This is a genomic window from Reinekea marina (assembly GCF_030409715.1).
In the GTDB taxonomy this organism is placed as follows: Bacteria; Pseudomonadota; Gammaproteobacteria; order Pseudomonadales; family Natronospirillaceae; genus Reinekea; species Reinekea marina.
Genome location: NZ_JAUFQI010000008.1, coordinates 1 through 12,500 on the forward strand (window position 1 = coordinate 1; position 12,500 = coordinate 12,500).

Annotated in this window: 14 protein-coding genes (1 of these 14 running past the window's edge); all 14 read left to right on the plus strand. The window is 44.5% G+C overall.

Translation table 11 applies throughout. From position 1 onward, the window contains the following. Nucleotides 1-723, plus strand: a 723-nt coding sequence (locus QWZ13_RS20070; RefSeq protein ID WP_435407476.1) for a class 1 fructose-bisphosphatase, incomplete at its 5' end; no start/stop codon positions are given. A 202-nt stretch (nucleotides 724-925) separates the two neighbouring features. Then, complete coding sequence (locus QWZ13_RS19805; RefSeq protein WP_216000112.1) at nucleotides 926-1,879, plus strand: acetyl-CoA carboxylase carboxyltransferase subunit alpha; 954 nt, start codon at nucleotides 926-928, stop codon at nucleotides 1,877-1,879. Nucleotides 1,880-1,949: 70 nt separating this feature from the next. Beyond that, nucleotides 1,950-2,429 (plus strand): GNAT family N-acetyltransferase, encoded by a 480-nt coding sequence (locus tag QWZ13_RS19810; protein WP_290282591.1) that lies wholly within the window; start codon nucleotides 1,950-1,952, stop codon nucleotides 2,427-2,429. Nucleotides 2,430-2,438: 9 nt separating this feature from the next. Next, nucleotides 2,439-3,758 carry a tRNA lysidine(34) synthetase TilS gene (gene tilS / locus QWZ13_RS19815; RefSeq protein WP_290282590.1) on the plus strand — a complete coding sequence of 440 codons (1,320 nt, stop codon included), beginning with the start codon at nucleotides 2,439-2,441 and terminating at the stop codon, nucleotides 3,756-3,758. 129 nt (nucleotides 3,759-3,887) lie between these two features. Then, on the plus strand, nucleotides 3,888-5,513 hold the full coding sequence (gene pyrG, locus QWZ13_RS19820; protein WP_216000115.1) for a CTP synthase: 1,626 nt from the start codon (nucleotides 3,888-3,890) through the stop codon (nucleotides 5,511-5,513). A 251-nt stretch (nucleotides 5,514-5,764) separates the two neighbouring features. Beyond that, complete coding sequence (gene eno / locus QWZ13_RS19825; protein ID WP_290282589.1) at nucleotides 5,765-7,066, plus strand: phosphopyruvate hydratase; 1,302 nt, start codon at nucleotides 5,765-5,767, stop codon at nucleotides 7,064-7,066. 109 nt (nucleotides 7,067-7,175) lie between these two features. Then, nucleotides 7,176-7,460 carry a septum formation initiator family protein gene (locus tag QWZ13_RS19830; protein ID WP_216000117.1) on the plus strand — a complete coding sequence of 95 codons (285 nt, stop codon included), beginning with the start codon at nucleotides 7,176-7,178 and terminating at the stop codon, nucleotides 7,458-7,460. Further along, nucleotides 7,457-8,155: a 2-C-methyl-D-erythritol 4-phosphate cytidylyltransferase gene (gene ispD, locus QWZ13_RS19835; protein WP_290282588.1), complete on the plus strand. Its 699-nt coding sequence runs from the start codon at nucleotides 7,457-7,459 to the stop codon at nucleotides 8,153-8,155. The genes QWZ13_RS19830 and ispD overlap by 4 nt, the downstream gene beginning before the upstream one ends. Further along, entirely contained in the window at nucleotides 8,148-8,639 is a 492-nt protein-coding gene (gene ispF, locus QWZ13_RS19840; protein ID WP_290282587.1) for a 2-C-methyl-D-erythritol 2,4-cyclodiphosphate synthase, read from the plus strand. The genes ispD and ispF overlap by 8 nt, the downstream gene beginning before the upstream one ends. Further along, the gene (gene truD, locus QWZ13_RS19845) at nucleotides 8,636-9,682 is read left to right on the plus strand and encodes a tRNA pseudouridine(13) synthase TruD (RefSeq protein ID WP_290282586.1); all 1,047 of its coding nucleotides are present in this window, start codon (nucleotides 8,636-8,638) and stop codon (nucleotides 9,680-9,682) included. The genes ispF and truD overlap by 4 nt, the downstream gene beginning before the upstream one ends. Beyond that, nucleotides 9,682-10,350 (plus strand): protein-L-isoaspartate(D-aspartate) O-methyltransferase, encoded by a 669-nt coding sequence (locus QWZ13_RS19850; protein ID WP_290283389.1) that lies wholly within the window; start codon nucleotides 9,682-9,684, stop codon nucleotides 10,348-10,350. The genes truD and QWZ13_RS19850 overlap by 1 nt, the downstream gene beginning before the upstream one ends. Continuing rightward, nucleotides 10,347-11,219 (plus strand): DUF368 domain-containing protein, encoded by an 873-nt coding sequence (locus tag QWZ13_RS19855; RefSeq protein ID WP_290282585.1) that lies wholly within the window; start codon nucleotides 10,347-10,349, stop codon nucleotides 11,217-11,219. Before QWZ13_RS19850 ends, QWZ13_RS19855 begins: the two co-directional genes overlap by 4 nt. A gap of 114 nt (nucleotides 11,220-11,333) precedes the next feature. Next, entirely contained in the window at nucleotides 11,334-12,215 is an 882-nt protein-coding gene (locus QWZ13_RS19860) for a peptidoglycan DD-metalloendopeptidase family protein (RefSeq protein WP_290282584.1), read from the plus strand. Nucleotides 12,216-12,267: 52 nt separating this feature from the next. Continuing rightward, nucleotides 12,268-12,500, plus strand: partial view of an RNA polymerase sigma factor RpoS gene (rpoS, locus tag QWZ13_RS19865; protein ID WP_216000124.1) — the 5' end (the start) only. It continues 784 nt past the right edge of the window; the window shows 233 of its 1,017 coding nt (coding positions 1-233); it begins with the start codon at nucleotides 12,268-12,270; its stop codon lies off the right edge, out of view.

The following is a 12,500-nucleotide window of genomic DNA, read 5'->3' on the forward strand; positions in this document are numbered from 1 at the left end:
GCTACGTACATTTTGATGACGATCGCAGTAAATTGGAAAATATGTTGTTTTAATAGATCCGTTAGATGGCTCTTCAAATATCGATGTGAATGTTTCGGTGGCACCATTTTCTCGGTTTACCGCCGTTTATCACCAATGGGTGAACCAGTGACCGAGGCTGACTTTCTGCAGCCTGGTGACCAGCAAGTGGCTGCGGGTTACGTGATTTATGGGTCTTCGACTATGTTGGTTTACAGTACGGGTAATGGCGTACATGGTTTCACATACGACCCAAGCTTAGGTATTTTTTGTTTATCACACGAGAATATGTGTTATCCAGAAAACGGTACCATTTATTCGGTGAACGAAGGCAACTACGTGCACTTTCATGATGGCGTTAAGCAATACATTAAATACTGCCAGATGGAAGATGCAAAAACGAATCGCCCATATACCAGCCGATACATTGGTTCATTGGTGTCGGATTTCCACAGGAATTTGATAAAAGGCGGAATATTTTTATACCCCGCTTCATCATTACACCCAACGGGCAAGTTGAGGTTGTTGTATGAGTGCAACCCGATGGCCTTTTTAGCTGAGCAAGCAGGTGGTGTGGCTATTAGTGGTGTAGAAAGCCGAACTCTAGAATTAGAGCCCAGTGAGTTGCACCAGCGAGTTCCGTTCTTTGTAGGCTCGAAAAACATGGTGAATAAACTGGAGCGATTCTTAAGAGAGTTCACCTAGCCTCACTTTATAAAATACGCCGTGCGTTAATAGTCACGGCGTACCCCTCTTTTTCCTTTATTATTTACTTTTCGTCATAGCTCAATTTTATTAGCGGCCTTGTTTGTCTTGAGCGGAATCTTTACCCTGTGTTTTATTACTCATATTATAGAAATTGTGCTTAATTCATCGTTGAATGTGGCCATAAAATACAGGAATTGTCATGAATCCCGATTATTTAGACTTTGAACAGCCCATTGCTGATCTGATATCCAAAATTGACGAACTACGTCTCGTTGGTAACCGGAATGATCTAAATATCTCTGGTGAGATTGAAAAATTAAACGCTCAGTCTATTAAATTAACTGAACAGATCTTTGGGAAATTGACTTCCTGGCAAGTATCTCAGGTGGCTCGCCACCCTAAGCGCCCTTATACATTAGATTATATTGAACGCGTATTTACCGATTTTGATGAGATGCACGGTGATCGCCACTACGCGGATGATGCGGCTATTGTAGGCGGTTTGGCTCGTTTAGATGGCCAGTCTGTCATGGTTATTGGTCACCAAAAGGGTCGTGAAGTAAAAGAAAAAGTGCTTCGAAACTTTGGTATGCCTAAACCGGAAGGTTATCGTAAAGCGTTGCGGTTAATGCAAACCGCCGAGCGATTCAATATCCCTGTACTGACACTAATCGATACTCCGGGAGCCTACCCAGGCATTGGTGCTGAAGAACGCGGTCAGTCTGAAGCAATTGCTTACAATCTATTAAAGATGTCTTCACTAAAAGTACCTGTAATTGCTACCGTAATTGGTGAAGGTGGTTCAGGCGGTGCTTTGGCACTCGGCGTGTGCGATCATTTGAATATGCTGCAATACAGTACATATTCGGTCATAACACCCGAAGGCTGTGCTTCTATTTTATGGAAAACCGCTGAGCGCGCCTCTGATGCAGCTGAAATGATGGGCATTACGGCCTCTCGCTTGTTTGAGCTTGGGTTGGTCGAAAAAGTACTCGAAGAACCATTAGGTGGTGCTCACCGTAATGTCGATGAAATGGCGAAGACGATTCAAACGGCATTAATTACCCAGTTGTCTGAGCTTAAAACTAAGCCAATAGAAAGCTTGTTGGAAGAGCGTTACGCTCGTTTGCAATCTTTCGGGTTCCAAGAATAAGTCTGTTCTTGCATTCTTCAATAAAGAATCTACATTAGCCATTAACGCTTTACTATTTTTGGCTGGCTAAATGGCTAATGTATCTCTACAAAACATACTCTATGACCAATCAAATATGATGACTCCCATCGTAGGTGATGAGATTGCTTTGGTGCTTAACCGTATATTGGGGGCACACGAAGGTCTCGATGGTGTGCCTGCGTATTTATTTGATATTGTGCTGCACGACGGTACCTCAATTGGCCAAATTGATATCCGCTTAAAAACGACGCCCAGCCTTGTAAAATTTGGCGGCCAAATTGGGTACGGAATTGATAAACCTTATCGTGGCCATGGGTTTGCCGCGCAGGCGTGCCAGCTCATCAAGCTCGTCGCGAAAGATCAGGGCTTTGATGAATTGTGGATTACATGCAACCCTGGAAACCATGCTTCCATTAAAACCATTGAAAAGCTCGGCGCAGTTTTTGTTGATCTGGTGGATATTCCGATTGGCAGCGAATTGTGGCATCGCGGCGATCGTGAGAAACTTCGGTACTTGTGGACATTGTAAGAGTACCTCGTGACAACTACCCCTTCTATTTATCAGAATTTAACCCAATCTCTGCGTGACCAATTAATTGGCCATGACATACGTCCGGTGTTTGTCGGTTTTAGTGGTGGTCTCGATTCCACGCTTTTGCTGAAATGTGCCTGCGATGTTGTTGGTGCATCAAATGTTGTGTCGATTCATGTTCATCACGGTTTGTCCGCCAACGCCGATCAATGGCAATCTTTTTGCGAGCAGCAAGTCGCAGAACTTGGGTGTAAATTGATTGTCGAAAAAGGGCAAGTGGAGTCGACGGGACAAGGAGTGGAAGCCGCCGCAAGAACGTACCGATATAGCGTGTTTTCACAGCATGTTACACCCAAACATTGGCTGCTGTTAGCGCACCACCTTGATGATCAGGTTGAAACCTTTTTCTTACGAATGATGCGTGGTACAGGCTTACATGGCTTAAAGTCGATGTCAGCAATACAGCCACGTGATCATTATCAGCTGTGCCGTCCGTGGTTAAAGTTCAGTCGCTTGCAGCTTGAACAAGCCGCTAATGCTTGTGGCTTACGATGGATAGAAGACGAATCTAATGTCGACAGTCAATACGATAGAAACTATCTACGTAATGAAGTGCTGCCCTTGTTTGAAAGCCGATGGCCAAGTTACCGTGAGCGAGTAAACGGTATTATTCAGCAAGTAGATTCAGAACTTCAATCTAATGCGCACCATGGCGATAATTTAGAAGCACGCTTGAGTCACGACGGTGGTTTGAAGTGGGTACAGTTAGACTCATGGTCAGAAGCCGACAAGCTTTCTCTGCTGCATCGCTGGTTAACCGAATTAGGCGTGCAGGTGCCGTCTAAAGTAAGGTTGCAGCATGTATTGAGTGATGTTGTAGAGGCAAAACCAGATGCAGACCCAAAGGTGCGTATGGGCAACGGCTATGTTCGCCGCCATGGTCCTGCATTGTATTGGGTGCCTGAGCAAAGCGCCATCGACGCTCCGCCACCCCTTCAAATAGGAAATAAATCCTACTGGCCTGGCGTTGGATATATCGAGGTTAAATATTCAGAAAAAGGGCAGGCAGGGTTAAAGGCAAACTTGCCGAACCTGCATTGGCGAACTCGGCAAGGTGGGGAGCAAATTAGGCCGTTGGGTCGCTCAAAACGCAGAGACCTGAAGCGCTTGCTGCAGGAGTACCGGGTTAAGCCTTGGCAACGTGATCGCTTGCCTTTGTTGTATAGCGGAGACACCTTAGTCGCAGTTGCTGATTTATTCATATCGGCAGACCATACGGCCGAAGAAGAAAATTTAGCATTAGAGGTCATTTGGCAGAATTCTTGATTGAGACAATCAAGATAATTTGCTATGCTGATCTCCCATCTTGTACAGCACAATCACCTTAATTTGTTACTCATTCCAAGCAACCAATGCTTTGGGAGAGTTTCGTATTTTTAAAAGATGGGATCCTCTATGACTCGTTATATCTTCGTCACCGGCGGCGTTGTTTCTTCACTCGGTAAAGGCATTGCTTCGGCATCTCTGGCTGCAATTTTAGAAGCGAGAGGTCTAAAGGTAACGCTGCTAAAGCTCGATCCCTACATCAATGTTGACCCTGGTACGATGAGCCCTTTCCAACATGGTGAGGTGTTTGTAACAGAAGACGGTGCTGAAACCGATCTCGATTTAGGGCACTACGAGCGTTTTGTTAATACCACCATGACCCATCGAAACAACTTCACCACGGGTCGAATTTATCAAGATGTTCTTAAAAAAGAGCGCCGTGGTGATTACTTGGGCGGCACTGTACAGGTTATTCCTCACATTACCGATGAAATTAAACGTCGAGTTATTGATGGTGCAGGCGATGCAGATGTTGCGCTGGTAGAGGTAGGTGGCACCGTGGGCGATATTGAATCATTGCCTTTCTTAGAAGCCATTCGTCAAATGAAAGTTGAATTAGGCAGCCGACGAGCGCTATCGGTTCACTTAACGTTAGTCCCTTATTTAAAAACGGCGGGTGAAGTAAAAACCAAGCCAACGCAGCACTCTGTTAAAGAACTTCGCACCATTGGTTTACAGCCAGACATTCTGCTTTGCCGGTCAGAAATGCCAATTGGCAAAAATGAACTTCGTAAAATCGCCTTGTTCACCAACGTTGAAGAGCGTGCCGTGATTCCACTAGAAGATGCCGATACCATTTATCGAATACCTGGCAAACTTTCACAAGCAGGCTTAGACGCTATTGTCGTTGAGCGGTTTGGCCTAGAATGTGATGAGGCGGACTTAACCGACTGGGATGATGTAACTGATCGTAAGCTAAACCCAGAAAAAGAAGTCACCATTGCCATGGTTGGCAAATACATGGAGCTTTTGGATGCTTATAAGTCTCTCATTGAAGCCATAGACCATGCCGGTATTCGTTCTCGTACTAAAGTGAAGATTCAATACATAGATTCAGAAGATATTGAGAAAAATGGTACAGATGTATTAAAAGGCGTGTCGGGTATTCTGGTTCCTGGTGGCTTTGGACACCGTGGTGTAGAAGGAAAAATATTAACCGCGCAATTCGCACGTGAAAACAAAGTACCGTATTTAGGTATTTGTTTAGGCATGCAGGTCGCTGTTATTGAGTATGCAAGAAATGTTTGTGGTTTAGACGGCGCACATTCAACAGAATTCGACCGTCAATCTCGACACCCAGTCATCGGTTTGATTACAGAATGGATTGAATCCGATGGCATGAAAGTTGAGCGTACAGAAAGTACCGATTTAGGTGGCACTATGCGATTAGGCGGGCAAGAATGCCAATTAGCCGAAGACTCACTTTCACTTGAGTGTTATGGCGAGTCTAAAATAGTAGAACGCCACCGACACCGTTATGAAGTAAACAATCACTATATTACTGACTTAGAAAAAGCCGGATTGCGTATTGCCGGTCGCTCAGTTGATGGTGCTTTAGTTGAAATCGTCGAAAATCCAGATCACCCATGGTTTGTTGCTTGTCAGTTCCACCCTGAATTTACGTCGACACCGCGTCGAGGTCATGGTCTATTTAGTGGTTTTATTTCAGCGGTGAATGATCACGCTAAAAAGTAATTAGAATGTATGTTTTGGGCTGTTTGGGTGTTCAGTCTACGCAGCCTGCGTATTTACTGGGGTTTCGGCTTACTTTAAGTGTCGTTTTTTACCTCATCAAATAGAACACTCGCATTTTAAAATCAGATGCATATAATGCATTTCGATAATTTTTGTAACAAAACTACATTTTAGTGGCTTTGAAGAATAATTACTTACCTCAAGCAGTGGCATTTAACGCACGTTGAGTCAAAACTCAGGAGAGTGACAGCATGGCAAAGATTGTAGACATTAAAGCACGCGAAATTATTGATAGTCGCGGTAACCCGACTGTTGAAGCAGACGTAACATTAGAAGGCGGAATCAAAGGCCGCGCTGCTGCGCCATCTGGTGCTTCTACTGGTTCACGTGAAGCATTAGAATTGCGTGATGGTGACAAAAGCCGCTTTCTTGGCAAAGGTGTTTTAAAAGCCGTTGCTGCTATTAGTGGTCCTATTCGCGATGCTTTAGTTGGTAAAGACGCTGTTCAACAAGCCGAAGTAGATCAGTTGATGATCGACTTAGACGGAACAGAGAATAAGTCTAACTTTGGTGCCAACGCTATCTTAGCCGTATCACTTGCAAACGCTAAAGCGGCTGCAATGTCTAAAGGTGTTGAGCTTTACGCACACATTGCCGATTTAAATGGCACTCCTGGTGTTTACTCTATGCCATTGCCGATGATGAACATCATCAACGGTGGTGAGCACGCAGACAACAATGTTGATATTCAAGAGTTTATGATTCAACCGATTGGCGCAAAAAGCTTAACTGAAGCGCTTCGTGTGGGTGCTGAAGTATTCCACAGCCTTGCCAAAGTATTAAAAGGCAAGGGTTTGAGCACCGCTGTTGGTGACGAAGGCGGTTTTGCACCCAACCTTGAAAGCAACGCGGCCGCGTTAGCCGCTATTAAAGAAGCTGTTGAATCGGCCGGTTACGAGCTAGGCAAAGACGTAACGTTAGCGATGGATTGCGCCGCTTCTGAGTTCTACGATAAAGAAGCTGGCAACTACAACATGAAGGGCGAAGGTAAAGTTTTCTCTTCAGAAGAGTTCAACTTTTATTTGCAAGATTTAGCCAACCAGTACCCAATTGTATCCATCGAAGACGGTCTAGATGAATCAGATTGGGATGGCTTTAAACACCAAACTGAACTTTTAGGCGATAAGCTTCAATTGGTAGGTGACGACCTTTTTGTAACTAACACCAAAATCCTGAAAAAAGGGATTGAGATGGGCGTTGCAAACTCAATTTTGATCAAATTTAACCAAATTGGATCACTTACTGAAACGCTAGCAGCGATTAAAATGGCCAAAGATGCAGGTTATACCGCTGTTATTTCTCACCGTTCTGGTGAAACAGAAGATGCCACCATTGCCGACTTGGCTGTGGGTACAGCGGCAGGCCAAATTAAAACAGGTTCGATGAGCCGTTCTGATCGTGTCGCTAAGTACAATCAATTGATTCGTATTGAAGAAGAGTTGGGTGATAAAGCGCCATACAATGGCTTAAAAGAAGTAAAGGGCCAAGCGTAAGGCAATAATTTAGCAATTATTGGCGTAGAATCGCTGAAAACATGAAAAGGGGGCTTGGCTCCCTTTTTTTTATGCGTAAGAATAGGCTGTCTAATTTTAAGAGCTGCCTATGCGCCTGATTCAAGTCGCCCTTTTTGTCTTACTCATTGTCTTGCAATACCGATTCTGGTTTGCTGAAAATGGGTACACCGATTTAAAACGTATCGAAAAAAGCATCGCGCAAGCCGAATTTGATCGCGCTGTTATCCAGAAAAAGAATGCCCATTTAGAAGCCAAAGTAGCCGACTTAAAAAGTGGTTCTGGTGCGATTGAGGAATTAGCTCGTCAAAATCTTGGACTTATTAAGCCAGGTGAAACTTTTATTATGATTAACGAGCCGAGAACCTTTAAATGACAGTTCATGTCGTCTTCCCTGCGGCCGGTGTAGGGTCTCGATTCGGTGCAGATATTCCGAAGCAATACGTCAGCATTGCAGGGAAAACCGTGATGGAGTGGACTCTTCTTGCTTGGCAGGATGCACCCGTTGATGGGTTAAAAATAGTCGTCAAAGCGAAAGAAGATGAAACCTGCACCCAAATATTAAGTAAATTCGACCATGCTTATCAAACCGTATTGGGCGGGCATGAACGCTTTCATTCAGTGATGAATGCTCTGATATATTTACGAAAGCACGGCAAAGCGGATGATTGGGTCATGGTACATGATATTGCTCGGCCGTGTGTGCGCCGCGATGATATTCAAAAGCTGCTACAAAGCTGCAAAACTGAAAACCAAGGCGGAGTATTAGCTAAACCAATAACCGACACGGTGAAGAGGTTACAACGCAGCATCGTCACAACAGAAGATAGAAGCCAATTGTGGGCCGCGTTGACGCCTCAATGCTTTCGTCTAGGCGAGCTTTCAAGTGCGCTAGAGCAGGCGATTGCGCAAAATGCGCACATTACCGATGAAGCCAGTGCCATAGAACTAGCGGAATTGCCGGTGCAATTAATTGAAGGTCACGGGGATAATATTAAATTGACCCGATCAGAAGATGCCGCCCTCGTGCAATTTTACCTTTCAAATCAAGAGCGAATTAAACATGTTTAAAATTGGTCATGGTTACGATGTCCACCGATTTGATGAACACTCCAATGCTGCACCTATTAAGCTGGGTGGCATAGACGTTCCTAGCGAAAAACAATTATTAGCACATTCCGACGGAGATGTGGTGTTGCATGCTTTGTGTGACGCCTTGTTAGGTGCTATTGCCGCCGGTGATATAGGTGAACACTTCCCAGACACCGATGCTCAGTATGCGGGTGCCGATTCACGTGTCTTATTAAGGCATGTCGTCGATTTGGTTCAAGAACAGGGCTATCGAGTGGGGAATGTAGACATAACAATAGCGGCCCAAGCGCCTCGCCTAAAAGATTACAAACAGGCAATGGCCAATACCATTGCGGCTGATTTGCGCGTTGAAGCCAGTTGCGTAAATGTCAAAGCAACTACGACTGAAAAGTTAGGCTTTGTTGGACGAAAAGAAGGCATCGCCGTGGATGCCGTGTGCTTACTTATGAAGGCTGAGCCATGAAATTTTCTTTAGATTGGCCACACGCCTATTCATTTGAACGCGTTAAAGGGGTATTAAAACAATACCCTGAAGACTTTAAAGTAATTGAAAAACTTCCTGAAAGCCCCAGTGGTGAAGGTGAGCACCTTTGGCTTACAATCGAAAAAACAAATCAAAACACCGCGTGGGTCGCCAAGCAAATTGCAAAGTGGGCGAATGTTCAACCCAGGCACGTTAGTTATGCTGGGTTAAAAGACCGTCAAGCCATTACTATTCAAACTTTTTCTGTTCACCTGCCTGGTTTGCAATCCCCAGATACCAGCCTGCTTGAAATAGATGGCGTCAAGATCATCAACGCCACGCGGCATAGTAAAAAGCTTCGTACAGGGCAACTTATTGGGAACAATTTCACCATAAGGGTTCGAAATGTTGAACAATCTAAGGACATTATCGAGAAAAACTGGTCTCAGGTTTGTGAGCATGGCATCCCTAACTATTTTGGTCCGCAACGATTTGGTCGGCAAGGTAGAAATGTAGAAGATGGTTCGCAATGGTTGCTCGGAGAAAAAAAGCTGCCTAAACATTTGCAATCTATTTGCTTGTCGGCCGTTCGCTCTTATTTATTTAATAACCTTTTGGCTCAGCGCATTGCCGAAGGGAGTTGGAGTACGCTTATTCCAGGTGACTTTGCGCAATTTAACGCAGGCAAGGCAGGCTTTTACTGTGAAATAATAGAACCTGCTGAAATAGAGCGCTGTAAAAACGGTGAGATTTCGCCCAGTGCTAGCTTGCCTGGTGAAAGCCGAGATGAATTTGCTGCTTTAGACGCACGAGAGCAGAATACACTTGAACCTTTTCAGGAGCTAACCACCGCGTTGATAAACAAACGGGTGGCACGGCACTTTCGAAAATTAAGAGTGTTCCCTGAGTCACCCGCCTTGCACTTTGAAAACGGCGATCCGGTTTTTTCTTTTTTCTTACCTGCAGGATGCTACGCAACTGCGGTAATGACTGAGCTATTTGATTGGCAGCTTGGTCTGTTGAGTTCGGATTGGAACGAGTGATGAAAGAGCAATTGAATGGCATAGGTATGACATCGGCGCGGACTAGAGCGCGGTTGATAGAACGGCTTTTTGAGCAGGGTATAAGAGACCCAAGAGTATTAGATTGCTTTAATAAAGTGCCTCGACACCTGTTTGTTGATGAGGCGTTAGGGCACAAAGCGTACGAAGACATATCTGTCCCTATTGGTTATGCACAAACCTTATCGCAACCTTACATTGTTGCCCGAATGACAGAATTAGTTTTACAAGCACCACATCATGAGACAGTTTTAGAAATTGGAACTGGTTCTGGTTTTCAAACCTGCGTGCTGGCCAATGTGGTGAGTGAGGTTTTCAGTGTTGAAAGAATTGAACCATTACAGCAAAAGGCTCGAGCTCGGATTAGAGCGTTAAAGCTTTACAATACACAATTAAAAATGGCCGATGGGTTCTTAGGTTGGCCTACCCAGGCTCCCTTCGATGTCATCATCGGAACAGCCGCACCCTCTGAGCCACCTAAAGAATTGGTTGATCAGCTCATACCTGATGGTGGCCGCCTCATTATGCCGATAGGCGAAGAGGAACAATACTTAACGGTTATCGATAAACACGGAGATGAACTTGATATTCAAAAAATTGAGCCGGTGGTATTTGTACCCATGTTGCAAGGAGTAAAAAGGGAGTCATGAAAAACATCATCAGTTGGGTGCTTAAAGGCGCAGCCATGGGCGTTGCGGACGGTGTACCTGGCGTATCGGGCGGTACCATTGCATTAATTACAGGGATATATGAACGGTTTATTGCAGCCATTGCGTCTTTTAAACCATCTCTATGGGCATTCATTAAACGAAAAGATTTTAAGGGTCTTTGGCAAGCCATCGATGGCACCTTCTTATTGTCTCTAGGCATAGGAATCTTGGTAAGCCTGTTTAGTACACTCTCGGCGATGCATTGGTTGTTAGAGCACTATGCGCCCGCGGTATGGGCATTTTTCATGGGTGTTATTGTGGTGTCTTTATGGTTTATGTGTTCCGGAAAACACTGGACCATTAGGGATGTCATCTTGCTGTTAATGGGTGCCGGTATTGCAGTGGGATTAATATTTGCAACGCCAGCGAGCCTTGAGCCAACGCCGTTGCTTTTGATGCTCGGAGGCGCTATTGCTATTTCAGCAATGGTGTTACCCGGTATTTCTGGATCGTTTATGTTGTTATTGCTTGGGTTGTATAGTGTGGTCGTAGATGCTGTGCACGATAAAGAGTTTAGTATCATTGCTTGGGTTGCTGTAGGTTGCTTGGTAGGAATTTTAAGCTTTGCGCAGCTACTGCAATGGTTGTTACGCCGCTGGCACGACTCTGTGATGAGCTTTATGTTGGGCTTTGTCGTGGGAGCACTAGTCAAAGTTTGGCCTTGGCAAATAGAAACCGAACGCCTTTGGTTGCTGCCGAGCCAGTTTACAGAGCAAACCACACAGCCGAGCTTTTTAATGCTATCTGTTATTACATTTGTTTTCGGAAGTGGATTAGTCTGGTTGTTGACAAAATGGTCAAAAAACTAACTCTTACTGCAGGTTTATGTAAAGAAAATAAAAATTTTGAATATTTATATTGATTTAATTAGATAGATTTGTCATTTGAAACCCTGTTTGAGATGCCCTTAGCTATAAGAAATTATGTTTAACGCTGTTCAGTCCGCAAAAAATGTGAGAACAGCGTCTCTATTTGAGGATAAAAAACCTGTGGTATTAGCGTCAAAAAAACTGCTTGTCGGTATTTTGGTTGTAATAATAGCCGGATGCGTCAACCATTCGCGGTTTACCTCAATAGATCATGATAAATCGGTATTGAGTGCCACCGGTGAGCCTGAAATTGAATCTACGGTATACAGTAATGCTAACCCTCAATTTTATTTGGTTAAGCCTGGAGATACCTTGTACTCTATAGCTTTTCGCTTTGGACTGGATTATAAAAAGCTCGCCAATGCCAATAATATTGATCGCAACTATGCCATTTATGAAGGGCAGGCGTTGGCATTAAAAGAAGCATCTGCACCACAAATCACCGCAAAGCCTGCGGCTAAACCGGTCACGAAGCCTGCCTCAAGTAGTCCCTCGAAGTCAGTTACAAAAGTTAACAGTAGTAGTGCCAAAATTACCAAAGCAGTCAATGAATTGGGCTCTGAATCACCAGGGCAATGGAAGTGGCCACATAATGGGAATATAGTGCGAACATATAAGTCTGGTTCGTCTACCCAGAAGGGCATTGATATCAGGGGCTCAATTGGCGATTCTATCACTGCAGCGGCGAGTGGAGTTGTCGTCTATGCAGGTAATGGGTTACCAGGCTATGGAAACTTGATTATTGTCGAACATTCTGGGTCTTTGTTAAGCGCTTACGCATTCGCTCAACAAATACTGGTAAAAGAAAGCGACAAAGTTTCTGTCGGGCAGCAAATTGCTAAGATGGGTAAGCAGGGAGACCAGCCCGGCTTGCACTTCGAGATAAGACGGAACGGGAAACCAGTTAATCCACAGTCTTTTTTGCCAAAGCGCTAAAGATTTTGGACAGCGTTCCGATATAGAAAGTATAAAGCACAGGTGCAACACTATGACAGAACTCAGGGAAGCCAATACTGCTATCGCAGAAGAACACATTAAGAGTTTCACTAACCTAATTAATGCTCCAGAAGAATCGGCTTACGCAGTCGAAGCTGAGCCATCCCAATTTGATGCCAATGAAGAAGATGGAGAGTTTCAAGACGCTCTCAATGCTAATGGCAACATGCAGCGCTCTCTGGATGCCACGCAGCTCTATTTAAACGAAATCGGCTTTTCGCCGTT

What these genes read in the sequence shown, in the direction of transcription:
- QWZ13_RS19805 (WP_216000112.1), top strand. Translation starts at nt 926, where the DNA reads ATGAATCCCGATTATTTAGACTTTGAACAGCCCATTGCTGATCTGATA.
- truD (WP_290282586.1), top strand. Translation starts at nt 8,636, where the DNA reads ATGAAATTTTCTTTAGATTGGCCACACGCCTATTCATTTGAACGCGTT.
- eno (WP_290282589.1), top strand. Translation starts at nt 5,765, where the DNA reads ATGGCAAAGATTGTAGACATTAAAGCACGCGAAATTATTGATAGTCGC.
- QWZ13_RS19850 (WP_290283389.1), top strand. Translation starts at nt 9,682, where the DNA reads ATGAAAGAGCAATTGAATGGCATAGGTATGACATCGGCGCGGACTAGA.
- QWZ13_RS19855 (WP_290282585.1), top strand. Translation starts at nt 10,347, where the DNA reads ATGAAAAACATCATCAGTTGGGTGCTTAAAGGCGCAGCCATGGGCGTT.
- ispF (WP_290282587.1), top strand. Translation starts at nt 8,148, where the DNA reads ATGTTTAAAATTGGTCATGGTTACGATGTCCACCGATTTGATGAACAC.
- QWZ13_RS19830 (WP_216000117.1), top strand. Translation starts at nt 7,176, where the DNA reads ATGCGCCTGATTCAAGTCGCCCTTTTTGTCTTACTCATTGTCTTGCAA.
- pyrG (WP_216000115.1), top strand. Translation starts at nt 3,888, where the DNA reads ATGACTCGTTATATCTTCGTCACCGGCGGCGTTGTTTCTTCACTCGGT.
- ispD (WP_290282588.1), top strand. Translation starts at nt 7,457, where the DNA reads ATGACAGTTCATGTCGTCTTCCCTGCGGCCGGTGTAGGGTCTCGATTC.
- QWZ13_RS19810 (WP_290282591.1), top strand. Translation starts at nt 1,950, where the DNA reads ATGGCTAATGTATCTCTACAAAACATACTCTATGACCAATCAAATATG.
- QWZ13_RS19860 (WP_290282584.1), top strand. Translation starts at nt 11,334, where the DNA reads ATGTTTAACGCTGTTCAGTCCGCAAAAAATGTGAGAACAGCGTCTCTA.